This is a genomic window from Paenibacillus polysaccharolyticus (assembly GCF_023714295.1).
Taxonomy (GTDB): domain Bacteria; phylum Bacillota; class Bacilli; order Paenibacillales; family Paenibacillaceae; genus Paenibacillus; species Paenibacillus polysaccharolyticus_A.
The window spans coordinates 61,341-86,349 of record NZ_JAMAUN010000006.1; the positions used below are offsets into that span (position 1 = coordinate 61,341).

Annotated in this window: 26 protein-coding genes; 9 read left to right on the plus strand and 17 right to left on the minus strand. The window is 46.6% G+C overall.

Annotated elements, in window-relative coordinates; genetic code table 11:
- Position 1: 1 nt before the first annotated feature.
- The gene (locus tag M3629_RS15885) at positions 2-817 is read left to right on the plus strand and encodes a 4'-phosphopantetheinyl transferase family protein (protein WP_285888870.1); all 816 of its coding nucleotides are present in this window, start codon (positions 2-4) and stop codon (positions 815-817) included.
- A gap of 145 nt (positions 818-962) precedes the next feature.
- Here M3629_RS15885 and M3629_RS15890 read toward each other — a convergent pair whose 3' ends face one another.
- Positions 963-2,144 (minus strand): MFS transporter, encoded by a 1,182-nt coding sequence (locus M3629_RS15890; RefSeq protein ID WP_251508204.1) that lies wholly within the window; start codon positions 2,142-2,144, stop codon positions 963-965.
- 113 nt (positions 2,145-2,257) lie between these two features.
- On the opposite strand from M3629_RS15890, the gene M3629_RS15895 reads away from it, so the two are divergent.
- On the plus strand, positions 2,258-2,644 hold the full coding sequence (locus M3629_RS15895; RefSeq protein ID WP_251508206.1) for a winged helix-turn-helix transcriptional regulator: 387 nt from the start codon (positions 2,258-2,260) through the stop codon (positions 2,642-2,644).
- Positions 2,645-2,836: 192 nt separating this feature from the next.
- Positions 2,837-3,391: an NAD(P)H-dependent oxidoreductase gene (locus M3629_RS15900; RefSeq protein ID WP_251508207.1), complete on the plus strand. Its 555-nt coding sequence runs from the start codon at positions 2,837-2,839 to the stop codon at positions 3,389-3,391.
- A gap of 175 nt (positions 3,392-3,566) precedes the next feature.
- On the opposite strand, the gene M3629_RS15905 is transcribed toward M3629_RS15900, so the two are convergent.
- Both M3629_RS15905 and M3629_RS15910 read right to left on the minus strand, forming a co-directional pair.
- A complete protein-coding gene (locus M3629_RS15905; RefSeq protein ID WP_251508608.1) occupies positions 3,567-4,313 on the minus strand; it encodes a Bax inhibitor-1/YccA family protein in 747 nt (248 codons plus the stop codon).
- A gap of 233 nt (positions 4,314-4,546) precedes the next feature.
- On the minus strand, positions 4,547-4,903 hold the full coding sequence (locus M3629_RS15910) for a nucleotide excision repair endonuclease (RefSeq protein WP_251508209.1): 357 nt from the start codon (positions 4,901-4,903) through the stop codon (positions 4,547-4,549).
- 696 nt (positions 4,904-5,599) lie between these two features.
- Between M3629_RS15910 and M3629_RS15915 the strand changes: the two genes are divergently transcribed.
- The 3 genes from M3629_RS15915 to M3629_RS15925 are packed head-to-tail and all read left to right on the plus strand — an operon-like array spanning position 5,600 to position 8,460.
- Positions 5,600-7,057 carry a PLP-dependent aminotransferase family protein gene (locus tag M3629_RS15915; RefSeq protein ID WP_251508211.1) on the plus strand — a complete coding sequence of 486 codons (1,458 nt, stop codon included), beginning with the start codon at positions 5,600-5,602 and terminating at the stop codon, positions 7,055-7,057.
- Positions 7,058-7,084: 27 nt separating this feature from the next.
- Positions 7,085-8,005 carry a D-alanine--D-alanine ligase gene (locus tag M3629_RS15920; protein WP_251508213.1) on the plus strand — a complete coding sequence of 307 codons (921 nt, stop codon included), beginning with the start codon at positions 7,085-7,087 and terminating at the stop codon, positions 8,003-8,005.
- A complete protein-coding gene (locus tag M3629_RS15925) occupies positions 8,002-8,460 on the plus strand; it encodes a GNAT family N-acetyltransferase (RefSeq protein WP_251508215.1) in 459 nt (152 codons plus the stop codon). Before M3629_RS15920 ends, M3629_RS15925 begins: the two co-directional genes overlap by 4 nt.
- Positions 8,461-8,614: 154 nt before the next feature.
- Here M3629_RS15925 and M3629_RS15930 read toward each other — a convergent pair whose 3' ends face one another.
- The 6 genes from M3629_RS15930 to M3629_RS15950 all read right to left on the minus strand — a co-directional run bounded on the left by M3629_RS15930 (position 8,615) and on the right by M3629_RS15950 (position 13,608).
- The gene (locus M3629_RS15930; RefSeq protein WP_251508217.1) at positions 8,615-9,400 is read right to left on the minus strand and encodes a glucose 1-dehydrogenase; all 786 of its coding nucleotides are present in this window, start codon (positions 9,398-9,400) and stop codon (positions 8,615-8,617) included.
- A gap of 62 nt (positions 9,401-9,462) precedes the next feature.
- A complete protein-coding gene (locus tag M3629_RS15935; RefSeq protein WP_251508219.1) occupies positions 9,463-9,714 on the minus strand; it encodes a pentapeptide repeat-containing protein in 252 nt (83 codons plus the stop codon).
- 26 nt (positions 9,715-9,740) lie between these two features.
- Positions 9,741-10,910, minus strand: coding sequence for a GNAT family N-acetyltransferase (locus M3629_RS15940; RefSeq protein ID WP_251508222.1), 1,170 nt, complete (start codon positions 10,908-10,910; stop codon positions 9,741-9,743).
- 255 nt (positions 10,911-11,165) lie between these two features.
- Positions 11,166-12,710: a copper amine oxidase N-terminal domain-containing protein gene (locus tag M3629_RS15945; protein ID WP_251508224.1), complete on the minus strand. Its 1,545-nt coding sequence runs from the start codon at positions 12,708-12,710 to the stop codon at positions 11,166-11,168.
- Between the two features lie 187 nt (positions 12,711-12,897).
- Positions 12,898-13,026, minus strand: coding sequence for a hypothetical protein (locus M3629_RS28420; protein WP_285888871.1), 129 nt, complete (start codon positions 13,024-13,026; stop codon positions 12,898-12,900).
- Positions 13,027-13,140: 114 nt separating this feature from the next.
- The gene (locus M3629_RS15950) at positions 13,141-13,608 is read right to left on the minus strand and encodes a DUF1877 family protein (protein ID WP_251508226.1); all 468 of its coding nucleotides are present in this window, start codon (positions 13,606-13,608) and stop codon (positions 13,141-13,143) included.
- A 153-nt stretch (positions 13,609-13,761) separates the two neighbouring features.
- Here M3629_RS15950 and M3629_RS15955 point away from each other — a divergent pair, with 153 nt between their 5' ends.
- A complete protein-coding gene (locus M3629_RS15955; protein WP_251508228.1) occupies positions 13,762-14,226 on the plus strand; it encodes a DUF4385 domain-containing protein in 465 nt (154 codons plus the stop codon).
- Positions 14,227-14,311: 85 nt separating this feature from the next.
- Here the strand turns inward: M3629_RS15955 and M3629_RS15960 are convergent, their stop codons facing one another.
- On the minus strand, positions 14,312-15,127 hold the full coding sequence (locus M3629_RS15960; RefSeq protein WP_251508230.1) for an SDR family NAD(P)-dependent oxidoreductase: 816 nt from the start codon (positions 15,125-15,127) through the stop codon (positions 14,312-14,314).
- A 252-nt stretch (positions 15,128-15,379) separates the two neighbouring features.
- Here M3629_RS15960 and M3629_RS15965 point away from each other — a divergent pair, with 252 nt between their 5' ends.
- Complete coding sequence (locus tag M3629_RS15965; RefSeq protein WP_251508232.1) at positions 15,380-16,039, plus strand: TetR/AcrR family transcriptional regulator; 660 nt, start codon at positions 15,380-15,382, stop codon at positions 16,037-16,039.
- A 148-nt stretch (positions 16,040-16,187) separates the two neighbouring features.
- Here M3629_RS15965 and M3629_RS15970 read toward each other — a convergent pair whose 3' ends face one another.
- The 3 genes from M3629_RS15970 to M3629_RS15980 form a co-directional block, all read right to left on the minus strand.
- Positions 16,188-17,249, minus strand: a complete 1,062-nt coding sequence (locus M3629_RS15970) for an LLM class flavin-dependent oxidoreductase (RefSeq protein ID WP_251508234.1) — start codon at positions 17,247-17,249, stop codon at positions 16,188-16,190.
- Positions 17,250-17,391: 142 nt separating this feature from the next.
- Positions 17,392-18,210, minus strand: coding sequence for a class I SAM-dependent methyltransferase (locus M3629_RS15975; protein ID WP_251508235.1), 819 nt, complete (start codon positions 18,208-18,210; stop codon positions 17,392-17,394).
- 509 nt (positions 18,211-18,719) lie between these two features.
- Complete coding sequence (locus M3629_RS15980) at positions 18,720-19,061, minus strand: zinc ribbon domain-containing protein YjdM (RefSeq protein WP_251508237.1); 342 nt, start codon at positions 19,059-19,061, stop codon at positions 18,720-18,722.
- A gap of 272 nt (positions 19,062-19,333) precedes the next feature.
- On the opposite strand from M3629_RS15980, the gene M3629_RS15985 reads away from it, so the two are divergent.
- The gene (locus M3629_RS15985; RefSeq protein WP_251508239.1) at positions 19,334-20,485 is read left to right on the plus strand and encodes a VanZ family protein; all 1,152 of its coding nucleotides are present in this window, start codon (positions 19,334-19,336) and stop codon (positions 20,483-20,485) included.
- Between the two features lie 183 nt (positions 20,486-20,668).
- On the opposite strand, the gene M3629_RS15990 is transcribed toward M3629_RS15985, so the two are convergent.
- The 4 genes from M3629_RS15990 to M3629_RS16005 all read right to left on the minus strand — a co-directional run bounded on the left by M3629_RS15990 (position 20,669) and on the right by M3629_RS16005 (position 24,922).
- Positions 20,669-22,129 carry a carboxylesterase/lipase family protein gene (locus M3629_RS15990; RefSeq protein ID WP_251508241.1) on the minus strand — a complete coding sequence of 487 codons (1,461 nt, stop codon included), beginning with the start codon at positions 22,127-22,129 and terminating at the stop codon, positions 20,669-20,671.
- Positions 22,130-22,656: 527 nt separating this feature from the next.
- The gene (locus M3629_RS15995) at positions 22,657-23,817 is read right to left on the minus strand and encodes a metallophosphoesterase family protein (RefSeq protein ID WP_251508243.1); all 1,161 of its coding nucleotides are present in this window, start codon (positions 23,815-23,817) and stop codon (positions 22,657-22,659) included.
- Complete coding sequence (locus tag M3629_RS16000) at positions 23,817-24,155, minus strand: DMT family transporter (protein ID WP_251508245.1); 339 nt, start codon at positions 24,153-24,155, stop codon at positions 23,817-23,819. Before M3629_RS16000 ends, M3629_RS15995 begins: the two co-directional genes overlap by 1 nt.
- Positions 24,152-24,922 carry an HAD family hydrolase gene (locus M3629_RS16005; protein WP_251508247.1) on the minus strand — a complete coding sequence of 257 codons (771 nt, stop codon included), beginning with the start codon at positions 24,920-24,922 and terminating at the stop codon, positions 24,152-24,154. Before M3629_RS16005 ends, M3629_RS16000 begins: the two co-directional genes overlap by 4 nt.
- Positions 24,923-25,009 lie beyond the last annotated feature (87 nt).

Consider the following 25,009-nt stretch of genomic DNA (forward strand, 5'->3'; position numbering starts at 1 on the left):
AATGATGATAACTATACAAGTACTGCTAGTACCCTCTGTGATACCCGAAGTATACTGGGATCTTTTTCTGTCATCCGTCTCTGAGGAGCGGCGGGCACAAGCTTCTCGTTTTATACATCAAGCGGATGCCTACCGGTCAGTGCTAGGTGAAGTGCTGACTCGTGTAACTTTAAGCGAAATAACTGGAATAGAGGCAGAAAAGCTTTCCTTTTCCCGCAACATCTATGGTAAACCTTGCCTCGCTCAACACTCTGACAGGCCATTTAATGTCTCCCATTCCGGGGACTGGGTTGCTCTAATCTCCGGAGGGACAGATGAACTCGGTGTAGATGTGGAAAAAATAAGTCCGATCGACCTGCGGATCGCAGAGCGTTTCTTCTCTCCACAAGAGAATACGTATCTGGCAGCGCAGCCTATCGATCAACAGTTAAATACCTTTTATAGCCTGTGGACGCTAAAGGAGAGTTACATTAAAGCTATAGGCACAGGTCTGTCGCTACCGCTGGATTCTTTTGCTATTCTCCCAAGCCAGTGTGTACAAGGGCAACAGGTTGGCGATCTCAGTTGGCGTTGCATGCAAGCTGGGCACGCAGAGTTAACAGGAATGCTGCAGCAAAAAGGGGAGCAACTGAGCAGCGATGCAGAAGGTAATCAAAACATACGCATCATGCCCCATCGTTTCTACACCCAACCTCTAGATGCAAAACATATGCTGGCTGCCTGCACCGCCGATGGTGAACTGCCAATGAGAACGGAAGTTGTGACGTTGGATCAGATGTATACCAAGCTAGTGAAAAACGCTAACGCTGGGAGATGATGTGTTTATGTGTATGTCAGACCGGTTGGCAGAGGAGGTTGAAGCAAAAAACAGGGCCTCCCCCAAGAAACTTTGCAGTAACGTAACTGACGTGCGGGCGGTGTCTTCTTAGTCATTACTCGTCCTTCTGCTTCAACTTGAACCGTTAAGCCCCCATAGAACGTGACCCTTTAGTCGTCCCAAAGAACCGAGAACACATAAAGAAAAGGACAGCGATAAAAATGAGAACGAAAACTAGAAATTCAATCTTGTAGCCAAAGCGATAAAAAAACGTGCCTGCCATGGGCCCAATTGTCATCCAGACATAGCGGAAAAAGTTGTAAACTCCCGTTGCACTTGCCCGATGATTTGGCATTTCATCGGCCAATATCGTGATCTGGACGGGGAGCGATAATCCAAGAGTCAAACCAAATATGGCTAAACTTATCGCCAGTGTGGAAATCGACAGTGACGCTGTTACTACGAACAACAGTATGGACATCATATTAAGTGCCGCTAACAACAACAGCAACTTTTTAGCTTTGAAATACTCCTGCAGACGTCCGCCAATCATGCTTCCGATGACGATACAGACCGATATAGGCATAAACAGCCACCCGATGCCGCTTGGCGTCAGGTCATATCCCTCGATCAAAATATTCGGAAGCAGCACAAGTAACGTATAGAAGACTGCATACTGTACAGAACCTAGTACAACAATCGCCAGTCCGATGCGGTGAGTTAGTACCGCGGTCATCTGCTGAAGCCGAAATTGTCCCCCATTAACACGGAGCGTCCATGTCTCTGGCAAACCCAAAAACAAAATGAGCCAAAACGATAAACTCACAGCAAACAGAAGCCAAAATAAATGATCCACGCCGTAATGTTGTCCTACAATACCACCCACGACTGGCCCCAGACCAGGCCCGAGTGCTACCAACATTTGATAGATCCCCATAGATCGTCCCCGTTTCTGCCCTTCAAACAAATCTCCGATGATGGTAATGGCTGCTACCGAACCAACGGCAACTCCCATAGCCTGCAGCGCCCGAAATATAATTAATTGTGTGACCGTATCAGATAGCGCTACACCAATCGTGGCACATACATAGAACATAAATCCGATCAATAACATTTTACGCCTTCCATATCGATCCAGTAACGGACCGTAAACGAGCTGCATACAAGCAAAAAATATCGGATAAATGGAGATTGATAAGTTAACAGCGTCTTGAGAGGCTTGAAGCTTCTTTGCCAATTCCGGTAACAACGGCGAGTAGAGGGTTTGAGTGAATGGACCAAAAAACGCTGCCAGAGAAACCAAATAAACCAATAACGTTCTGCGCATCTTTCCACCTCCATAATCTCTATTTACAACGCTAATCATACAAAATATACTTACAAAAGATAAGTACACACTTTTTAGTGCAAAACTTACCGGAAGGGAAGTGTCGTTAGAGAATGTCTGCTATTCAATATGAATTCAATGGCAAGCAGTACCAGTGTCCAATCGAGCTTTCAGTCTCTCTCTTCTCTGGAAAATGGAAAACAACTATTATATGCAAATTAATGGATGGCACAAAGCGATACGGGGAATTGAAGAAGCTCATCGACGGGATTAACCACAAGATGCTTGCTGAACAACTTCGTGAGCTTGAACAGGCAGGAATTGTTAACCGCAAGGTCTATCCTGTCGTGCCGCCCAAAGTAGAATATGCTTTAACGGAACTGGGTGAACAATTAACGCCAGCCATCCGTCTTTTACAGCAGTGGGGCAGTCAGTTCGCAACAGAGCTCCCTCAGGAGTCCCCTGTTCAAATCTCCGTTCCTTTATCGGCGGATAGCTAGACCATCCCTAGTCTCCCCCGCAAGCGTACATCCAAAAAGGCAGCCTTGTGCATGATGAACATGCGGGGCTGCCTTTTTCAGCTTACTTTCTACTTTGTAAGTATTGAACTAAAAAGTGCGTACTTACTTTTATAAAGTCGATTGACTATGATGTAAGGGTAAACACACCTTCCGCAGAATGGAGAGAAAAATATGAAAACGTTGATTATTGTCGCTCATCCCGATCTGGCCTCATCACGGATTAATCAGGCTTGGGTACAAGAATTACAGCAGCATGATCATATTACCGTGCACGACTTATACCGCCAGTACCCCAAAGGAACGATCAATGAAAGCCATGAACAGTTGCTACTGGAGCAGCATGAACGCATCATCTTCCAATTCCCGTTGTATTGGTATAGTAGCCCGCCACTTCTGAAGTGGTGGTTCGACACCGTGCTTCAAGCCGGATTTGCCTATGGGCCTGACGGGGGCAAGCTGCAAGGAAAACAGATAGGCGCAGCCGTTTCGACTTTTGGTACAGCTGAATCTTATCAGTCAGCCGGAACCAACCGCTTCACGATTGAAGAGCTATTAAGGCCTCTGGAGGCACTGGCACGTTATGTTGGAGCAGACTACCTACCTCCATATTCACTTCATGATGTATCTCATGTAACCGATGAGCAGTTGGAGCATAGCCAATCACAGTATCTCCTATATGTAAACGCTCCTGCGGAGCAAACCAAAGTTCAACAATTGGGCTCTTGATGTCCTCTTCGGTCCAGCTTTCTCCACGGTAGGTAATAACCGCCCGCAAGCCGAACAACTCAAAGAGGGCTGCTCAGGTCTATTGTATTGACCTGACGCAGCCCTTTAAGTTACCAACACAACACAATCAAACCAGATACAATCTTATAGCTCGGCTCACTGCTGAGCAGTGCTTCTAGTCCCGGCTCCGCAGTTTGCTGAGCAGACGAAGGATTTCAATGTACAACCATACCAACGTGACCATCAATCCGAAAGCACCGTACCACTCCATATATTTTGGTGCCCCATGCTCCGCACCACCTTCAATAAAATCGAAATCCAGCACCAGATTAAGCGCAGCAACAATGACAATCACAACCGAGATGCCAATACCAATCAGACTATTTTCATGCAGATATGGAACCGTGATACCGAACAGACCGAGTATAAAGCTAAGCAAATACATGATCATGATGCCACCCGTTGCAGCCACCACGCCTAGCTTAAAGTTCTCTGTTGCTTTGATTAACCGCGTTTTATAAGCCATTAACAGTGCAACAAACAACGCCATAGTCAGCAAGGCCGCTTGCAACGTAATTCCGTTGTACAAAGACTCATAACTTGCCGAAAGTGCACCCAAGAACATCCCCTCTGCTACCGCATAGATCGGTACAAGATAAGGAGATACCACCGGTTTAAACGAAATAATGAGCGCCAAAATGAAACCCACAATTAATCCACCGTAGGCAAGCGGCATCACTTCTTGTCCCTTAAAAAACATCATCCAGGTTGCAAATGCACTGCCCAGTAAGATGATCAACGTGATGAACGCTTTGTTCACCGTTCCATTAATCGTCATGTAATTCTGGTATCGATCCTCTCCATATCCTCTGTTCTCAAATGTGCTGTCCTTCAGTGTGGGGTTACCGCTACGACCGATCAACACAATCACCTCTTCTTATGTATTGGGTACATCTGTAGAACCTATGCCTAGTGCCACTTCCTTGAAAAGTGAACTTTTCAGCTTCTATACTTGCTACGTAGAACTATATTTATAAAGGGAATGGGGATGCAATCCATCGATCACATCCCGTCCACCTTTCACAAAAAACCAGGACATATGTCCTGTATGAATTTGAAGCTTACTTACTCCTGCAACTTAAATCATTTTCCTACTTATTTATACAGCACCTTGTCTACATTATACTTCGCCCGCATCGTGTTGATGATATAAGTCTCGTAAATTTCACGATCCATCGGATCTTCTACCAAGCAAACTTCAATCTTCGTGACTTCCTCACGGTGATTCTTCATTGGGGATACCGTATCTTCAAAATGCTTTTTGATTCGCGGTCTTAATTTTCGTGCTTTCCCGACAAATAACAACTCGTCAGCAGCATTATAAAACATGAAAATCCCACCTTGTTCCCGTGTAATCAGGTGGAAATCAGTGAATCCGTAAATATGGCTTAACTGCGGATTTTCCTGTTTAGTAATGGTCACATCTGGTGTTGGAACGGTAATCTGAATCATCCATTTCACTTCCTCTATATTCTATAGAAATACATCCTAACACATATCATAATCCGACACCATTTCGAGTTATAAGAAGTACAATTCACGGAATTTTCGCTTTTGCGACAAATATTTCAAAAAAAAGGTTAACTTCCCTGATTCAAAGTGGTACTATAGGGGTATGAGGAAGAATTTGGGCACTAAGACATATGTCTTTGTATCCACGCTCGTCTTATAGGGCCTAACATGTTTTATCTTTTTCATACTGAATTCGGTAACGTGTACACGAGAAGAGGACAGTTAGTAAGAACCGTAGCTTTGTAGTAGATTGTAGATTCACCGTCTATACGAAAACCAATTGCAGCAAGCAATGAATGGCAATAATTAGCCTTTAAAGACTTCTTTTTATTACAGCAACAAGTTTATCATCTAGAATTAGAATGATATAGATCGCATAAAGCATAGATGGTAGATTCACGTAGAATTATACAAACAAGTATTTCTAGAGACTAGTCAGAACATGTAGATGTAGCCAGTACAGGATAGTATCGAACTCTTAGAATTGAACAGGCTTCACCCCCAGCCCGGCAGATGAGCCAGGGCTTTTTCACGTTGTGCGTACAACTCAGGCCACCTTAGCTACGAAACAGAGGTATCGTGGTTCTTTCTGCTGGGTTTATAATATGGCAAGATACCAATAGAGGGAGTGATGGGATGTATTCCGATCTGCAATTGACAGAGGACCGCCCTGTATATATACAAGTCAAAGATTATTTGAAGCGGCTAATGTTAAAAGGCGGTTTGCAACCCAATCAGAAGCTACCTTCCACCCGTGAGCTGAGCTCGCTGATGAAGGTAAGCCGTAGCACCATTCTGCTCGCCTACGCAGAGCTTGAAGAGGAAGGGTTGATCTATGCGCTCAAAGGTAAGGGTAATTACGTCAGCACACTTATTGAAACGCAGCACACCCATGCATTACATTGGCAACTAGACTGGACGGCAGAGGTAAGCGATTATGCGATTCAGGCTGAGCAATATGATCTGATGAAACATGGCTCAGGAGCCGAGCGCGGTGAAATCTCGTTTACCAGTATTGCGCCGGATGAGAAATTATTTGATCTTCAAAACGTGAAACGGGCCTTCCTGGATCGCATGTCACTTGAAGGTGAAGTTCTGCTCAATTACGGCTACGCGCAAGGATACAAACCGCTTATGAATTATTTGCTGCACTATATGGAAAACAAAGGGGTCGACCTTAAGGGTAAGGATATTTTGATTACGAACGGGTTTACGGAGGGATTTGACCTGGTGCTTGGGGCTTTGCGCAAGAAGAGCGGCAAAGCGCTCTGTGAGAATCCTACACATCACACGGCGATCAAAAACCTGAAATTACACCAATTTCAGCTAATTGGTATCCATATGGAACCGGATGGCCTTGATCTGAAGCAGCTAGAGCAAGAACTATCTGGAAGTGCATATGATCTGGCATATCTTGTGCCCTCGTATCACAATCCGACCGGAATCGTGACTTCACCCGCAAAACGGACTGAAATTATACGTTTAATGAACGACTATCAGGTTCCAATCATTGAGGATGGGTTCAACGAAGAGCTTCGCTATTCCGGCTCTCATGTCTCACCCTTGATCGCCAGCATGGGTAAGGGTAATGGTCTTATCTATCTCGGCAGCTTCTCAAAAGTTTTGTTCCCCGGGCTACGTGTGGGATGGATTATCGCGGATGCCGCATTGATCGATTATCTGGAAAGCATGAAGCGGGCTCGCAGTATCCATACGTCTACTCTGGATCAGTCCCTGTTATATCAATATTTGAGCAACGGTAATTTTGAAAAATACTTGAAACGGGCTCGTACAGAGTACAAGCGAAAATACGAACTCGCCGTGCAATGTCTAAAACGCCATCTGCCGATGTGTCAAATATCCGGAGCAGGCGGCCTGCATCTGTTCGTGCAGTTTCCACCGGAGGTGCGAACAAGAGAGTTGCTGACCGCCTGTAAGGCAAAAGGGGTAACCTTTACTCCTGGAGACACCTTTTATCTGGAACCCGGTCAAGGGCTTCACACCATGCGGCTTGGATTCTCCAGAGTCAGTGACGAGAACATCCGCAAAGGCATCCGTATCATCGGGGAGACGGTTGCAAGCATGATGAATTGATTTAATAACATTAAGGAGGATATTCACATGAGAGTCGGCGTTATTATGGGCGGTACATCTTCAGAACGGAATATATCTCTGCTCACCGGGCAGGAGATGATTGCGAATTTGAACAAAAACAAATACGAGGTCGTACCGATTGAGCTGAATTCCAAACGGGATTTGATCGACAAATCGGACGGAATCGATGTCGCCTTGCTTGCCCTGCACGGAAAATACGGGGAAGACGGTACGGTCCAAGGCACGCTTGAATCACTTGGCATTCCCTACACGGGTTGCGGCGTGCTTGCAAGCAGTGTATGCATGGATAAGGACATGTCCAAACAGCTCATGCGGCAAGCCGGAGTACTTACAGGAGATTGGCTCCAAGTTAACAGCATGCAAGACTTGTCCTCTGTGGCTGTCCAGCACTTGACGTATCCAGTCGTCGTCAAACCCAACTCAGGCGGCTCCAGCATTGGCACACAGATCGCCCATGAGCTATCAGCCCTGCCTGCGGCGGTAGAAGCTGCTCTTGCCTGGGATGACAATGTAATGATCGAGCAATACATCGAGGGCGAAGAGATTACCTGCGCTATTGTAGATGGCAAAATGCTACCCGTGATCTCTATTCGTGCCAATGCTGCTTTTTTTGATTATGCAGCTAAATATGATGATAACGGTGCGGATGAGCAGGTCGTGCAGCTTCCTTCAGAACTGCATCAGCGTGTAGAAGCCGCAGCGTTAACCTGTTACAACGTTCTCAAATGCAGTGTCTACGCCAGGGTTGATATGCTGATTCGGGAAGGTGTGCCTTATGTGCTGGAGGTTAACACCTTACCGGGGCTTACCCGGAACAGTCTGCTGCCCAAAAGCGCAGCCGCTGCCGGGATTTCTTTTGCCAAGTTGCTCGACACCATCATTGATCTGTCTCTCAAAGAACGTTCCGGGGAGTTGTCGCGTGTATGAGTCTAGATGTAAATATTCGGCATAGCACCAATCAGGATGTACAGGACATGGTTATTCTCATGGATCAACTGGGATACCCCACAACCTACGCCGAGATGCAGGAAAGATACGCTCATATCGCTGCTGATGCCAATTTTACAACGTTGGTAGCCGAAGTACGCGGACGTGTAGTGGGACTGATTGGCATGCAGACATCCTATTCATATGAAAAGAACGGCAGACATTGCCGCATCATGGCACTGGTTGTTCATGAGCATTACCGCGGCTCCGGTATCGGCCGTCAGCTTCTACTCGCAGCTGAGCAGTGGGCAGCCGAGCAGCAGGTGGACTCTCTATCGCTAAACAGCGGCAATCGTGCAGATCGTGAAGCCGCGCATGCATTTTATCAGAGGATGGGTTATACGGCTGGCAGCACCGGATTCAGTAAAAATCCACAGCTGCTGCAACACAATTGAATGCAATGCGGACGGCCAGGCGCGATTACCGTAAATTTATCGCATATATATCTCAGGATGTCATTCGATGAAATCTAAACAACAAAGTATGCCCTGCCAAGCACTAATGTGGCTCGGAAGGGCTTATTGTGTTTTTACTTTCTTATCTGACTGATTAGTACTTGGCAGATTGCGCACCGTCAATCGGAATGATGGCTCCGTTGATAAAGGGGGATTCACCAGACAACAGGAATGCGACCAGGCGTCCGACTTCCTTGGGATCACCCAGACGTTTGGCAGGGTTGTCCTTTACAAACTCTTTAGACGCCGACTGCCAGTCATTCGGGTTAATCTGTTTGAATGAACCGATCACCATATCTGTCAAAATGGCTCCCGGAGCTACTGCATTGATGCTAATACCGTGCTCTGCATATTCAATCGCAGCATCCTTGGTCATGCCTGCAACGGCATGTTTACTTGCCCCATAAGCGATCTGATTAGGCACAGCGCGAATACCACCGACGGAGGAGGTGTTGACGATAAAGCCCTCGCCTTGCTTTTTCATCACAGGCAGCACATGTTTCAAGCCATAAAATACGCCTTTTAGATTAATGTCGATTACCTTGTTGAACATTTCAGTTTCATAGTTTTCGATCAAGTTCTGCTTGCCCTCAATGCCCGCGTTGTTGAAAAAAGCATCGATGCGTCCGAACTTGTCCACGGTGTCCCGAACATATTTCTTAACCGCTTCTTCATCGGCCACGTCTCCCTCGATTAATAGGAACTCAGCTCCGTTCACTTCTTCCGAAATTAACCGCTTGGTTTCCTCCAGTGCCTTCATGTTAACATCCACCAGGGATAGCTTGGCTCCCTCCCGCGCAACTTCTACTGCAGCCGCTCTTCCAAGCCCGGAGCCACCACCTGTAATTAAGACAACTTTGTTTGCGAACCGTTCTGTCATGGTATAGACCTCCTAATGATTTTTAGATCATCCATACTTCAGTACCCGTTTCAGATTGCGAATTAACGTTGATTCATCAACTCATATGCCTCTACCAATTTCGCAACGGGAACTCCATTGATCTTCATTCCCTTCACCTGGCATGCCTCAAGCTCAACACCTGACAGATCACAATCGACAAAATGACTGCCCCTCAGGTCACAATGCTTCCACTGCATTGGTACACGGTCGGCACCAAGATGTGTATCCTGAAACTGAACTCCGTCCAGCGCACAAAATTCAAACTTGGTATTTGTTAAACGTAAATCTGCCAACAGCATTTCCGGCATATTCAGGTTCGTTAATTTGCTTCGCTCAGATCACAATCAGTGATACGGCTGTTCCTCATTGTACTGGAGCTGTACCACATCGAATCCAAATTGGCTTGAACATGTTCACGTTCTTTCTCTCGATTATGCTGCCTGCCCTCGGCATCGATCTTCTTCTCATAACCGTACTCTGCATCGGAGGCATATATACGAACATAACCGAGCTTTTCGTAAAAATGATGATTACTCGTCTGCCGACCAGAAGTCTCCAGCCTCCAGCGCAGGATATGCGGGAACACGGTCTCAATCTGTCTGATCGCTTGTGAGCCTACACCGCACCCCTGGCAGACAGGGTCGATATAGATTTTGTCCAACCTTGCGATTCCATATCCAAGCACATTTATGCTCACGCCACCAATGGCACAGCCATCTGCTTCCACCACATAATAGTCCCACTCGCGAATCACATATTCATGGAGACGAACAGCGTTATATCCCGGAGGACAAAGATTGCTATCCAATTTCTTCTCTCCGTTAGCCCAGACGTGCATGGCATGATCAAAAGCACGTGTACAGATTGCCGTCAGCACAACGGCATCTTCGTGTTCTGCTCGGCGCAGGTTTATCGATAATGATTTGGATATAATCTGGCTAGAAGCTTCCCCATCGGAATTCGTGCTGTGAAGTTCAAAATAATCATAGACCTCCCCGTCAGACAGGCGTCTCCGATTCACATACTGGAAGCATGTATGCTCCAGCACTCTACGAGAAGCTTGGTTGTTCGTCTTCACGATGCCTACAATCCCGTTTAACGATGTATGTTCGAATAGATACGCTATCAACGCCCCAACCGCTTCTGTGATATAACCTTTGTTGCGGTGATCACGTGAGATGGCGTAAGCTATCTCACGATCAGACGGATCAAGCATATCGTTGGGAAACACACCACACCAACCGATCAATTCCCGACTCTCCTGATGAATTACCGCAAGCATAACCCGCACATCTTGCGGATCAAACTGCTCATAATTACCCACAACGAACTGTAAAAACTCACTTAGTTGCTCTTCTGTCATCTGCCAATCGGGTAACAGGTCCGTAATTTCAGGCTGTTGAGTTAAGGCAGCCAGAGTGGCCTGGTCTTGCAAGTTAAAGGGACGTAACATCACTGAATTAGCAACAATCGAAAATCCATGATTCATATAAAACACCTCTTAGGGATTATTTTGCGATGACACGACAAAAAGGAGCACCTCCAATAGAGGTACTCCCGTATCGTTTCATCCTTTCAGATCAAACGCCGAAGCTCCTCGTAATGGGTCAAAAAGGACAGACGTATCCCGTGTTGGTCTAACGGAATTTTTGCGCCTTGTTCTTTTCTACAACATTACGAGAAATCTGGCATTCTCTGAAATCCCCTTCCAGTTCACACATCATTTTCAGCTAAACAAATTATATTATGGACGGTCAATAAAAATCCAGCCAGTATCTTGCTCTTTGTCCACTGTGGCTCCAAGCGATTCGGCCATGAAGCGCAGCGGCACGTAAGTCTTGCCGTTTTTGCCCACAAAGGCGGATTCCACCATCGTAACTTCTTGCCCCGCTACGGTTGCTTTCGGAGAATCTACCGTCAGTACGATCTCGTTACCAGTGATGTCGTCAATGACAACGATCTGTTTCGAACCTTTCGTCCATTTCACTTCAGCATCCAATTGCTCGGACAGATACCGAACCGGTACAAAGGTTGTATTTTTGACGGTAATTGCACCAAACTCTTCGTCTTCCGGGTAGAGGAAGATGCTTTTGGTTGTAATCTTCATCTCATTTTTCAGGAGTTGATAAACGAAAGAATTTGGATCAAAATTACGGAGCACCTGACCCGGTGTAACTTCCCCTTCGGCCAGCTCCATCACACCACGGGAAGCATCTACTTCATCCACAGTAACTGCACCGCCGATATTCCATAGCTCACTGTCTGCAGTGACAGTTACGGCACGCACTGGCAAGTCTTCTGATGCAGGTACGGCCACCTTCAACAGCATCTTTTGTTTACGAATATCCAGCTTGCTGTCGATGAAGAAGTCCATGTTCAATTTGGTTTCCGGACCAAATACTGTTTTCAGCTCCGGTGTATCTTCCAGTAGGTTGTTTAGTTCCTGATCATAGTTTACCAAAATACTGTCCAGACCTTCTTTGATCATGTCATATATGGATGTGACTGCTTCTTCCTTCGATTTTGGTACGATAGTTGTCATTTCGTCCTCTTCCACACCTTCCGTACCTTCCAAGCCCATATAGCTTTCGAAGACAGGGTACAGTACATCATACAGGTCTCCAATCAACTGCTTGAGACCTTGCTCATCCTTGGAAATACTCGCCAGGAACGGCTTAACCATAGCAAGTAACTCTTCACCGTTAATCTCCATATGCAGCTTGTTCAGAGACAATGTTTCACCATTTACGGCTTCCTGAACAGAAGTAACGGATATGTTTTTCGTATTGGACAGATGTTTCATGACAAATGTTAATACCTTTGGAGAAAGCTCCTGCATCTGTTTCTCCAGCTCTTTTGTATCTATAGGAAGAAGCATCGTCTCTGCTCCCCCAAGTGTACCCAGAGATATGTAAACCGGTTTCTGCGCACCATCGACATCGATGGTCATGCCCGACTTGTCCATAGATAGATGGAAAGGTAGTTTCGTTCCTTCGATGCTCACCGATCCTTTGACCGATGCCGTATTCTTGTCCTTCATCTTGGCATGTTCAATGTTCAGTGAAATAGAGTTAATCCGCTTGATCATTTCGAGGTCTTCATCGGTTGCGAATTGTTTATCCGGTTCTATGTTAATATGCATGGATTGTTTAGTCTCACCGGATTTTACATTGGTGTTATTGATCGTGGCTTGGCCAACATCAACTCCGCCCACGGCCTGACAACCTGTAAGAATAACTAGTAACAGGACAAGCGGTACTGCCATCCATTGGGATAACTTACGACTCATTATTGGGATCTCCCCCTTAGCAAAATATGGTTCATTCCATATTATGAGGGCACTTGGAAACAATGTAAACGGATACGGTTAAAAATAGGCCAAATAGGCCGGAACACGTCCGGCCTATTGGTTCTTCTATCACTCATATGTCATAACATGCGCGTGAAAACATGCTGTTTCATGTAATATTTTCAGACTATTCCTGTTCCTGATCTTCCGCAGACTCTTCATCTTTCACTTCATCTGCCGGTGTTGCAGGGGTCTCGAATTGATCCGGTTCATCGTCTTGAATCGCTTTGTTCTCTTCGTTCTGATTTTGTGTCATAATCGCTCTCCCTCTCTTCAGCGGAATATCATCAAGGCACTGCCTTGTTTGTATCAATAACCGGATAGCACATGTATCAAACATGATGCGTTGATTTTTGCGACAACTAGCCTTTTAGAACACATAAAAGATAATCCCATTGCCGTTCTCTACGGTGACTTGAAACAAAGCCTGAATCATATCAATGGTCTGTATGATCTCCTGGAAAATTTCTTCGCTGTCCCAGCCTTCCATTACGGGATATACCCCTTCAGCAAGCATCTTGTCCAAGCTGAAACGCGTCCTCACATCCTCAGGAGTAAGCTGCTCCAAGGCCATATACGCTTCAAGAACCTGCTTGTTATTAATTAAAAACAGGTCCATATCCGAATAGTTCCCAAGATACTGCTGACTAGCAAGCGGCACAACGTATCCTAGCGGGGGTTCTCCATCCACCAGGGTACCATTCAACGTAAACTGCAACATCTGCCACGTTATATCGATATCCAGATCGACCTGACAGTCATGCACACTAATCTCTCCAGACCGAATGGAATTCACCATTTCATCCGTTACGACCACAAATCTGCCCGACATACCCATCGCGTTATCCCTCCTGACATTTCCTTCTATTGTTCCCCATTAACCGTGCATGTTACATCAGAATCGGGGTAAAAAGGAAAAAGGGCACAATTACGTCACCTTATGATTCTGAGATGGAGCATAAACGAACCTTTATCCTAGGAGGATACCCAGATGAAAAAATTTGACTACGGCCTTAATTACGAGGAACTCGATCTGCGGAAGCAGCCTGAATTATATACCGTTGGCCGGGGCGAGCAAGGGGTGCTTATGGTGGAGCCCTACAAAAGTGAGATTCTGCCGCACTGGCGGTTCAAAACACCTGAGATTGCGACAGAGTCATCAGCGAAGATCTATGAACTATTTTTGGAGTATAAGAAGAAGGGCGATTTCATTGGCATGGATATGGCTCGCAAGTTTTTGCAGATGGGTTATACGCGCGCGAGACGATATACGAATCATAAAGGCGGTCGAAAATATTCGAAGAAGGATGGCTCGATCTTACCTTACCAGAACGACCCAGTGAAGGCGGAAGCAGCAGCCATTTTCAAAGCGCAATGGGAGGTAGCGAAGAAAGATCCCGACTACGTGAAAATGATGAAGGAGCATCGGGAAAAGTACGAGTCAAAGGAAGACTAGGCAGCGCATCCTTAAAATCATTGAACAGCATTAACGAATGCGCTTAGCTTCCAGCCACTATCAAGTGTATATCAGTCCCTGTAATTCAGGCTTGTCGTTTTTCAGCTTTGCCACCTTTGTAACGTGGTCTTAACATGCTTCCTACAATTCGTAACATGGACTTGCGTGGCATGAGGCGGGAGAACTGTGCTGTCCAGTAATTCCGGGCCCCTGGTACAGCATAAGGCTTGCCTTTTTCCAGTGCCCTCATAGCCACTGCCACGACATGCTCAGGTGTATCTCGTTTGCCCACGGAGGCTTCATTAGCGCCAACTACCTGAAAGAACGACGTCTCGGTTGAACCCGGGCATAGCGCCAAAAATTGAACACCACGCTTCTTGTTTTCTTCATATAACGCCTCTGTAAAAGAAAGTACAAACGCCTTTGTCGCCCCGTATACCGCCATATATGGATCAGGTTGAAAGGCCGCCGTCGAAGACACATTAATAACCGTGCCATTTTCCTTCCGCAACATGCCTGGCAAGAAAAGATGCGTCATGTTTGTCAAAGCCAATACGTTCAACATGATCTCATCCTGTTGCCGGGAACCTTGCAGTTGTTCAAATAACCCATGAGTAGCGAATCCAGCATTATTGATCAACATATCGATCTCTATTCCACGATTCTGGCATTCCTCATATACCTTCTGTGGCGCGTCTAGTTCGGAGAGATCCGAAACAATCACTTCAGCACTTACCTTATATGTACGTTTTATACGTTCTGCCAACTGTTCCAGTTTGGACTCTGTTCTTGCCACCAGCACAACATGGATACCCTTGGAAGCCATTTCGAGTGCAAAAACTTCACCTATTCCTGAGGAAGCCCCTGTAATAAGTGCCCACTGACGTTGTTGTTTTATCACTTCTCATCCGTCCTCTACACTGATTTTGAACACGTGTTTCTTATAGGTAACACTGTTTCTTTACAGAATCATCGTAACCATTATTCAGGCTCCTGTCAAATTCGATCTGTTAAATTTGACTTCAGGATGTTGTTCTCACTTTCAAACCTCCGATTAAATTGACGTGATCTGGCGTAAAACAGTAGAATGACCATAAGAAAGGAAACGTCATCTTTTCTGTTGAACAACAATACGGTTATGAGGATGAAATCAATGAAGGATATACATTCAGGTTCCGCTGAATCTACACATACGGTAACAACCTTACAGGAAGCCAGGCTCCAACACTCGGATAATCTGCGGCAAAATGTTGTCCATGCTGCTGCTGCTTTATTACAGGAACATGGACCCGAAGCCGTCACGGTACGCCGCGTAGCTGAACGCATGGAATGCTCTACCAAGATCATATATAACCTTTTTGGGAAGAAAGAAGGGTTAGCCAAACATCTATATTTAGAGGGATGCTCTGTTATGGCCCAGCGTTTCGAAGCTATACCCCGGCAGGAATCATTCAAACAATATTTTCGTGATCTGGCCTACGTCTACTGGGACTTCGGCATTTCTCAATCCAGCTTCTATCAGCTGATGTTTGGAGGTTCATTTTCCGAATTCAAACCGGACGGAGAGACGTTGCAGGGAACAGCGACCGCACTAAAGCAAGTGTCTTCGTTAGTCGAGGTAGCGATTGAACAAGGAATGATTCAGGTACAAGATCCCCTGCTTGCGGTGCGCATGATCTGGGCTCCCTTACACGGTGTGATTCATCTGTACCTGGGTGGACATATTGAAAATGAAGAAGCTGCCAAAACCCTATATGATCATACGTTATCCATGGTTATAGACTCTCTTGTGAACAAATCTGCGAATGGATAAACACAGGATGTGCGTATGTAGAAACGGTTAAAATTAAACGTAAAAGGAGCCTATCCGTTGGCGTTATACGCCTAGGACATGCTCCCTTTCTTTTGCTACTCTATTTCGGTGTACATGAATAGATCAATTGAGATCAACTACAGCCGGCTTAGCGCGCCTCTTGATTCTCTGCTTCCCAGCGTGCAATTTCCTCACGAACTTTCGGCGCTACTTCTTTGCCCAGTAGTTCGATCGCGTGCATAACCTCATCATGCGGCTGTGTACCCAGTGGTGTATGCAACATGAAACGGGTGATGCCAACCTCTTTGCGCAGATAGATGATTTTCTCAGCGACAGTGTCCACATCTCCTACGTACAGCGCACCTTCTAGACTACGTGCCGCATCAAATGTTTCACGCCCGTAATGTCCCCATCCACGTTCACGTCCCAGCTGGTTCATTACTGCTTGTGCAGGGAGGAAAAACTTCTCTACTGCATCATCGGTTGTATCGGCAACAAAGCCGTGAGAGTGGGAAGCAACGGTTAACTTGGAAGCGTCGTGTCCAGCATGTGCGGCTGCTTTTTTGTACAGCTCCACCAGAGGTGCGAATTGTTTTGGACGACCACCGATAATGGCAAGCACCAGCGGCAATCCGAGCAGACCTGCACGGACAACCGATTCCTGATTACCGCCGCTGCCAATCCAGACCGGAAGCTTCTCCTGCACTGGACGCGGATAGATGCCTAGGTTGTTGAAGGAAGGGCGATGCTTGCCGGACCAGGTTACTTTTTCCGACTCCGTCAGTTTCAAAAGCAAATCCAATTTCTCGTCAAACAATTCATCATAGTCGCTCAGATCATAACCGAACAACGGGAATGACTCAATAAATGAGCCACGTCCAGCCATAATCTCTGCACGTCCATTCGAAATGCCGTCCAACGTTGCAAAGTCTTGAAACACACGTACTGGATCATCCGACGACAACACCGTTACCGCACTGGTCAAACGAATATTTTTCGTCTGCGAAGCTGCTGCTGCCAGAATGACCGCCGGAGACGATGCTGCATAGTCCGAACGATGATGCTCCCCTACGCCATATACATCCAGACCCACTTGATCTGCCAAAACAATCTCTTCCACCACATCACGAATACGCTGTGCGTGGCTAATCACTTCTCCTGTATTTACATCTGGATTTGTTTCTACAAATGTACTGATTCCGATTTCCATAGTATGTTCCTCCTTGTGTATGAAGCGATCCGTCGCCCATCTAACCTATTGTAAGTAGGTCACCTTTTGTTATTTACCTTTATATTGGACTATTTTGAGCAAAAACACAAGTACCCCCTGTTTCCAGAGGGTATTTTTTCTTCTACAACTTCCTTCCGATATACAACAGATGGGACGAGATTCCCAGAATGGAAGGGTCTTTGGCCGCCTCAATCAAGTATTGAAGCAGTTTCTGCTCTTCACCGCGTTCCCTCCAATATTGCTGCTGCTCATCCGTGATCATTGCTTTAAGGCTGGAGGAACCAATCAGCTGGACAGTCTCGAAGTCGTGCTGTTCCATGAACGGCACAACATCCTGCACATGAAAATAGTATGCTCCCGTAAAGCGGCCCTGATCCTGATGATCAAATGTGCCTCTTTCTACAAAAGACCGGATCGCATCCATCCTATCATTGGGCCTCCAATGATTCGGCGATTGCAGTGAGTTGATACTCATCCGCATCCGGGTCTGTACCGCCACAAATACAACGCCTCCCCGCTTTGTTACCCGATAAAGTTCACGCACTGCCGCCTTCCGCGCTTCTTCCTGTTGCAGATGATAGAGCGGCCCCAGCATAAGCGCCGCATCATAGGTTTCAACGGCAATCCCGTTCAGATGAGTCGCATCCAATACATGAAATCCCTCAAACTGCTGTGTCAGCCCAAACGCCTCGGCCTTTTCTCGTGCTTGTTCTACGGATGAAGGTGTAAGATCCGATAACGTAACCTGGTATCCCCGTTTGGCGAGTTCCATCGCATATTTCCCCGGCCCTGCACCGTTATCCAGAATCAGACCGCTTGGCGGAAGATGTTCGCGAATATAATGCATGTTAATGATGAATTCAATGGGTTCACGCTCCAGCCTGCCCCACTCATCAAAATCGGAATAATATTGAATAATGCGCTCTCGATCTCTATCCATCTCTTGTGCACCTGCCCTTTTCTCTGGAATTAAGCTTGACAGAACATCAAAAAGACCTGCCGCCTCAGCTAAGAGGCGACAGGTCTGACCTTCGCGGTACCACTCTTTTTGTTCATAGACAGGATTATACCAACCTATCCCTCCATAACATCTCATGACCTGATGACGTAGGTTACCCGTCAGAATCTACGTGGAACGCATTCGATCCTGCCGCTCACAGGTGAGTTGGGGACAGGCTGGACTGTCTCTCACCGAATTGACAGTTCTCTGAACCACGCCATATACCTTAATACTCCTGATCATTGCGTTTGTTATTTTAATTTTACCAAGTATAGTTCTCCTAAATATTTACTGTCAACTCTAAATTGGGATTTACCCTAATGCTTCTCTGCTTCTCTTCACAGCCAAAAAAGAACGTTCACTTCCACAGCAATGCAGAAATGAACGTTCTTCATGAATGAAGACAAGTATATTTAAACTCACGTACAGTGCCGCCACTGAACGCCGGTCTAGATTTTTTTCACAAATTCGGACTTCAACTTCATCGCGCCCAAGCTATCGATCTTGCAATCAATATCGTGATCTCCATCGATCAGACGGATGTTCTTCACTTTGGTTCCTTGTTTCACGACGAGTGAGCTGCCTTTCACCTTGAGGTCTTTAATGACCGTAACGGTATCCCCATCATTCAGTACATTTCCATTGGCATCACGCACAACTTTGGACTCCTCGGCATCCCCTTGATCTGCTTCCAAAGACCATTCATGTGCACATTCCGGGCAAACGAGCAAAATTCCGTCCTCGTACGTATATTCCGAATTACATTTCGGACAATTAGGCAAAGTAGACATATGTATTATACTCTCCATTCTAAAATTGGCTTACATGCAAGTATACGGGATTTGGGCCGTTTGTTCCATACGATGGATCACTGCAACACGGTTTAACTTATATGGAAGGTTCCACCTACACCGGATTTAAACCAAATTTAAACTTGATTCTACCCTTGCTTTAAGGAAATCCGCTTAATATATAACTATCCAAACCGTGTAACGAAATCATTTTATAAACCTAACGGACATTGTCCTCTGCTTATATTTCCATGCCAAAGGAGTTTCTGCTTATGTCATCCTATGTTTTCCCCATTCAGACCGCGTTTATCATCTTTGTTATCGCCTCCATGTTCCTGCTGGTACCTTGGTTAATCTATGGTTATCGCAAAGACGGCTTTTTTAGCTGGTCCCGGTTTGCCGTCAGCTTTTCTTTTATTTTCTTCCTCATGGCTGCTTACTGCCTTGTGATTCTGCCGCTTCCCGCGACTCGAAATAACTGTGCTGGCCACGCAGCGAATGCGGTTTATTACAACCTTCAACCCTTTATGTTTGTGAAAGACATTATGAGGGAAACACCCATCATCTGGTCTCAACCCTCTACGTGGATCAACATGATTAAGGGCCGAGCTTTCCTGCAAGTGCTGTTCAATGTATTACTGCTCATGCCACTGGGGGTATACATCCGGTATTTCTGGCAAAAGAGATCATTCTGGAAACACGCCTTGGTGGCTGGTTTCGGGCTTTCCTTATTTTTCGAAGTCACCCAACTCACCGGGTTATACGGATATTTCAGTTGTCCTTACCGACTGTTCGATGTGGATGATCTGATGTTGAACACCTCCGGTGCAGTGATTGGATTTTTCGCAGCCCCGCTAGTGTTGGCCTTGTTCCCGTCACGTGAGAGTATTCAGGCTAAGCGTGAGCAAATCGTGGAGCAAAACCGCGTCTATCCTGTGCCACAGCTGCTCGCACTACTCATTGATGGTATTGTGGTGGTGATTATCGCCAATCTCATGTCAATCTTCACCTTAACCAATGATATCCAGGATGTAATAAACACGTCCACGGCGATGGTTATTGTTCTGTTCTTTATCCCATGGGTTCGCAACGGAGTTACACCGGGCTCTGCCGTTCTCCGGTTCCGATATGTCGATCGTCAAACGGGTACTCCGACGCTTTCAACGCTATTGAAACGATTTATTGCCATCTATGCTCCGTGGCTTCTGGTAACGATGATTCAACTGGTAAGTAAATATGCATACCCTAACTATCAGGAAGATGTCATTCAGCCTTATCTCGTTTGGATCTCCCTTGGTGTCAGCATGGTGTACTTCCTCGTGTATATCATTCTGTTCATCCATGTGTTGCTTGTAATTTTCTCGGGTGGAAAACGTTCCTTCTACTTCGACGAAGTCTCTCGTACGCGAGCCTCGCGTAAATAATAAATAAATGTTCTCTCTCTAACTGAGACGATTACCTAGCCAAAAAGGCGGCATCTCATGGTTAATCCATGAGGCCGCCTTTGTATTTTTCAGATACCGAATCTGATATCGAAATTTGTTACTGAAATCTGTAAAATTGTTGAACTCTCTGCATAACATCAGACTTGTGAAATCAAGGGTGCCTTACTTAACCCCAAGCAGTTCGCGTTTAGAAGCCTCTGGATCATGAACAACTTCAATCTCATGGTTGAAAATGAGGGTCGCCCGTTCCTCACGATATTCAGGCCATTCGATTCCCGCTGTCTCCGGTTTACCATTCTTCGCAAAAGAAATCCAGGCATCCTGTACCTTGAGAGCAAGCGCTTTAGCCGCTTCATCCGGCACAGCCTTCATGAATTTCAGTGCATCCAGCGTGTTAAACACAAAGAACATCTCAATGCTGTGGATCGCTCTTTTCAGAAGGGGATGCTCTGGCATTACCCAGTCAAAACGGTACATCCACACCGGGGCATGCTTCTGCTGTGCAGATGCATACTGTAGTGCTGATCGCCAGAAGAACATATCGGTCATGACTTGAGCTTGTCCATCCGCTGTCTTCGGATAACTATCCGCGATAGCAGCGCGATTCTCCAGATCCGGCGTCATGAAGTCGACACCCTGCACCATATCAATTTCGTTCGAGAATGGTACATCCGGCTGAATAAATAACGATCCCTCATGCAGTGTTGTGCCGATAAGTACAGATACATCCTGTGCGAAGCCCTCACGAACAGCCTGAAGCGGTATTTGAGGCAAAGTCTCACCATCGAGCACAGGTTGGAACAACAAGGCCATGCCTGCTCCGCTCTGCTGCTTCACCGTTTCTGCTGCCGCCATAATCTGCTCTACCGGAATGCTGTTCAGCTTAGCCAGGTTGTCTCGATCTATACCAAGCACCTTCAACATGCCCTCACGCAAAGCCGAAGCTTGCTCAGACGGCATGAGCTGCGAAGCACCACTCTCCATGATGGCACGTTGGAACAGCCCTTTGGCTGCTGGCATCGCCATTAATGCGGCAATACTCATACTACCTGCCGATTCGCCGAACACCGTAACCTGATCCGGATCACCGCCGAAGGCAGTAATGTTATCTTTCACCCATTGCAGCGCAGCTACCTGATCCAGCAGGCCTGCATTGGATACGTAGGAATCACCCAGCGGAGCCATATGCAGGAATCCTAGCGGCCCAAGACGATAGTTAATCGTCACCACGATGACGTCGCCGCGAACAGCCAGCTGTGTGCCATCATATACAGGCAGACTGCCTGATCCGGTTACGAACGATCCCCCGTGAATCCAGACCATAACGGGAAGGGGCTGACTGCTTTCTTTTTCGGGTGCCCAGATGTTCAGATACAGACTGTCTTCCGACTCTGGCGGCTTCTGCCCGCCCATCCACTCTGAATCATGACGCGGTTGTATATTCTCAGGCCCGAATTCGGTCGCCTGTCTGATTCCTTCCCATGACTCGGGCTGTACCGGAGCTCGGTAACGCAGCTCTCCCACTGGCGGCTTCGCATACGGAATACCCTTCCATACACTTGCACCGTGTAAAAGCTCGCCTTGAACCGTACCATATTTCGTTTGAACCTGAAGTTCTCGCATTCCGCTTCTACATCCTCTCCGTGATTAAATACATTCATTGGTAAACATGATTAGAGCTTAATCAGGCTAAACATGTGTATATATTTGAGTATAAATCTTCGACATACCTATTTACAACTTTGCCCAGATGAATACATTGGGTCATACCCTCTTTTGAGTTGGATTAAAAAATTCGATCTAAAAATTCTCCGAATGTATATCCCGTACTATAAAATTTTTCAGCAAGAGCAACTATGCTTTTGAGTAGAAAATTAGACGTATTAAAAATAATAATGCCTAGTACAGATATAATCACAGGCAACATCCATTTTCCATATAAACTCCAGTTCGTGTGCCTCAAGGTATGCCATCCCTTTACCAAAATAATAAATTCATTTACCAAAACGATTATCCAATTTCCCAACGGGATACATTTATAATACGACCTATATTCCAAAAAATACAATATTTAATAGTAATGAGATTGCAGTAAACATGGAAAAAAACAGAGTCATGCTTATACACCACTCTGCTTATATCGCTATTATTCAACTCACCGCTACCGGATATCGCACCGTATACTCAGCACCTTCAACCCATTTCCCGGCAGCGAAGTCCCGCCCCTTCACAATCACCCGATCCTTGTAAATCTCTACATGCAGCCCTTCGCTACCCTCCAGGTGCTCATCTTCATCCGTCCATAGATAGGCGACAGAAGAAGCGTTGAACATGGTTGGCAGCTGGCCTGCACCATCATACATCGTATGCGGTGCTTGCAGTTGCCAATGCGTATGCCCGGAGAACAGAATCGCTTGTGGGTACTTGGCCAGCACGGCCTTCAGTTCTGCATCCTGATTCACGCCATACCAGCCTTGTGCCTGAAGCGATCCCGCAACGGTGTCCATCAGGGGTTGGTGGATAAAGAGAAAGATCGGACGATCCAGTGCAGCCTGTTCAGCCAGCTTCTCATCCAGCCACTCCAGTTGTTTAGACGACATCTCACAGTCCTTCGGATGCGGTTGTTCCGTGCCAAGGAAGATATAATGATATCCATCAATCCAGTGATCGTGATAACTTCCCTTCATGCCTGTCGCCGCTTCAAAATCAATCAAACGCCGATGCCATAAATCTGCTACAGTTATTGTTTCAGCGTTGGTTCTAGCAGAAATTTCTGCCTGAACTTCTCCACGTACACTTCCTTCTGTATTTCCACCCTCACTGCCATCTACACTGCCTTCTGAACTCCCCACTTCTCCTCCATGTCCGGCCTGCCCAGACAACATAAACTGGTTGCCAGCCAGCTTCTGTATCAGCGCCGCTGACTCCTCCGCTGTCTGCTTCACCGGATGCTCTAACTCCGCATCTTGCTCCAGCAGTTTAGCAACATGCCCTTCGGTCATCTCAAGTAATACCAATGGCGGCTTCTGCCAGATGACTGCACCAATATCATGATTACCTACTGTGAAACGAATCTCCGGCAACTTCTCCGCATATTGCTCCCAGATTCGCTGCCATTCCCGATACTCGCTCGGCAACCCGCGGTCGGTTACATCACCCACATGCATAATGCCACTGCTTCTATCGCTAAACGAAGCTATATCTGCCAGCGCCTGCTCCAGATGCCGGTTATGAATATGATCTGCCTCGTCCCGTACATGTGTATCCGTGATCACCTGGAAGGTAGCCAGTGGCTGCTCAGTAGTACTCATTACGAATCACTCCATTTCAGTCCAATAATGCCTATCAAAATAAAACCGATCCATACCATCGATGTCAGTCGTAGCCGTTCACCAAAGAAATAATGCCCCACCACGCCAATCATCGTGATCCCCACGCCTGACCAGATCGCATAGGCCACAGCCAGCGGCATATACTTGACGGCATAATTCAGAAAGGTGAAGCTTGCGGCGTAACAAACAAACATCATCACGGAAGGCCACAATCTGGAGAAACCATCCGACACTTTAAGTAATATCGTGGCACTCAGTTCCAGACCAATGGCAAGTGCCAGCAACAACCAGCCCAGATAAGTCTGACTACTCGTCATCGGCCTAACCCACCAGAGAGCAATTCATGGAACGTCTGGATTGTGCGATCCGCCAGTTGTATTTTCCCAGACTCACCAATGCCAATCTTGTAGCCTGCTCCTGCAGCTCTCGCCATCTCCATATCTCCGTCCGTGTCCCCAATCACCATGACTTGCTGCGCCTGTACACTGAGTCGCTCACAGGCAAGCAGCAACATATCGGGAAACGGTTTTCCGCGGTCTACCAGATCCGTTCCAATGATGACATCGAAGTATGCGTCCAGCCCCATCCATTGCAGATGTTTGACTGCACTTGCCGTTTCATCGGCTGTGACTACGCCCATTTTCACCCCCTGACTCCGTGACTGCTCCAAAAACTCTCTCACACCGGGTAGCGGATGCGCTGGACGATGTACCTCCATCGCTTCCTCGGCCTGTGCGAGGCATGCTCTTACGATCATTTTGGCTTCTGCCCAGCTGAGTCCTGCACGATATCCATGCCACGTCAGCACGGCATATACTTCATCCATCGTACCCATGGCGAGCGGGCCCCGGACATCATAACCGTTCATCCGTCCCTGTTCATCGTGAAACGTGCCCCAAATCTTTGGAAGATCGGCTTCATCCATCTCTAGACCACGCATAACCAGTTGTTCTCTGAAATCATTCAACACACAATCCGTCCAGAACCCCCACATGCCTGTAAAATCAAGCAACGTCCCATCCTTATCAAACAGAATGGCTTCAACCTGCACCTGTGTTCTATCGTCTACTTTATTCTCTTGCATGGACTAAACTCCTTGTCTGTGATCGTAATGAATGGAAAGGGCGGTACGTGGTGTACCGCCCTTTTTGCTTAGGCACTAAAGCTTATA

Coding starts and splice junctions, on each gene's coding strand:
- M3629_RS15955 (WP_251508228.1), top strand. CDS start 13,762: ATGAAAAAATTTGACTACGGCCTTAATTACGAGGAACTCGATCTGCGG.
- M3629_RS15945 (WP_251508224.1), bottom strand. CDS start 12,710: ATGAGTCGTAAGTTATCCCAATGGATGGCAGTACCGCTTGTCCTGTTA.
- M3629_RS15925 (WP_251508215.1), top strand. CDS start 8,002: ATGAGTCTAGATGTAAATATTCGGCATAGCACCAATCAGGATGTACAG.
- M3629_RS15985 (WP_251508239.1), top strand. CDS start 19,334: ATGTCATCCTATGTTTTCCCCATTCAGACCGCGTTTATCATCTTTGTT.
- M3629_RS15990 (WP_251508241.1), bottom strand. CDS start 22,129: ATGCGAGAACTTCAGGTTCAAACGAAATATGGTACGGTTCAAGGCGAG.
- M3629_RS15975 (WP_251508235.1), bottom strand. CDS start 18,210: ATGGATAGAGATCGAGAGCGCATTATTCAATATTATTCCGATTTTGAT.
- M3629_RS16005 (WP_251508247.1), bottom strand. CDS start 24,922: ATGCAAGAGAATAAAGTAGACGATAGAACACAGGTGCAGGTTGAAGCC.
- M3629_RS16000 (WP_251508245.1), bottom strand. CDS start 24,155: ATGACGAGTAGTCAGACTTATCTGGGCTGGTTGTTGCTGGCACTTGCC.
- M3629_RS15910 (WP_251508209.1), bottom strand. CDS start 4,903: ATGATTCAGATTACCGTTCCAACACCAGATGTGACCATTACTAAACAG.
- M3629_RS15940 (WP_251508222.1), bottom strand. CDS start 10,910: ATGAATCATGGATTTTCGATTGTTGCTAATTCAGTGATGTTACGTCCC.
- M3629_RS15895 (WP_251508206.1), top strand. CDS start 2,258: ATGTCTGCTATTCAATATGAATTCAATGGCAAGCAGTACCAGTGTCCA.
- M3629_RS15930 (WP_251508217.1), bottom strand. CDS start 9,400: ATGACAGAACGGTTCGCAAACAAAGTTGTCTTAATTACAGGTGGTGGC.
- M3629_RS15995 (WP_251508243.1), bottom strand. CDS start 23,817: ATGAGTACTACTGAGCAGCCACTGGCTACCTTCCAGGTGATCACGGAT.
- M3629_RS15890 (WP_251508204.1), bottom strand. CDS start 2,144: ATGCGCAGAACGTTATTGGTTTATTTGGTTTCTCTGGCAGCGTTTTTT.
- M3629_RS15885 (WP_285888870.1), top strand. CDS start 2: ATGATGATAACTATACAAGTACTGCTAGTACCCTCTGTGATACCCGAA.
- M3629_RS15915 (WP_251508211.1), top strand. CDS start 5,600: ATGTATTCCGATCTGCAATTGACAGAGGACCGCCCTGTATATATACAA.
- M3629_RS15965 (WP_251508232.1), top strand. CDS start 15,380: ATGAAGGATATACATTCAGGTTCCGCTGAATCTACACATACGGTAACA.
- M3629_RS15950 (WP_251508226.1), bottom strand. CDS start 13,608: ATGGGTATGTCGGGCAGATTTGTGGTCGTAACGGATGAAATGGTGAAT.
- M3629_RS15980 (WP_251508237.1), bottom strand. CDS start 19,061: ATGTCTACTTTGCCTAATTGTCCGAAATGTAATTCGGAATATACGTAC.
- M3629_RS15920 (WP_251508213.1), top strand. CDS start 7,085: ATGAGAGTCGGCGTTATTATGGGCGGTACATCTTCAGAACGGAATATA.
- M3629_RS15900 (WP_251508207.1), top strand. CDS start 2,837: ATGAAAACGTTGATTATTGTCGCTCATCCCGATCTGGCCTCATCACGG.
- M3629_RS28420 (WP_285888871.1), bottom strand. CDS start 13,026: ATGACACAAAATCAGAACGAAGAGAACAAAGCGATTCAAGACGATGAA.
- M3629_RS15970 (WP_251508234.1), bottom strand. CDS start 17,249: ATGGAAATCGGAATCAGTACATTTGTAGAAACAAATCCAGATGTAAAT.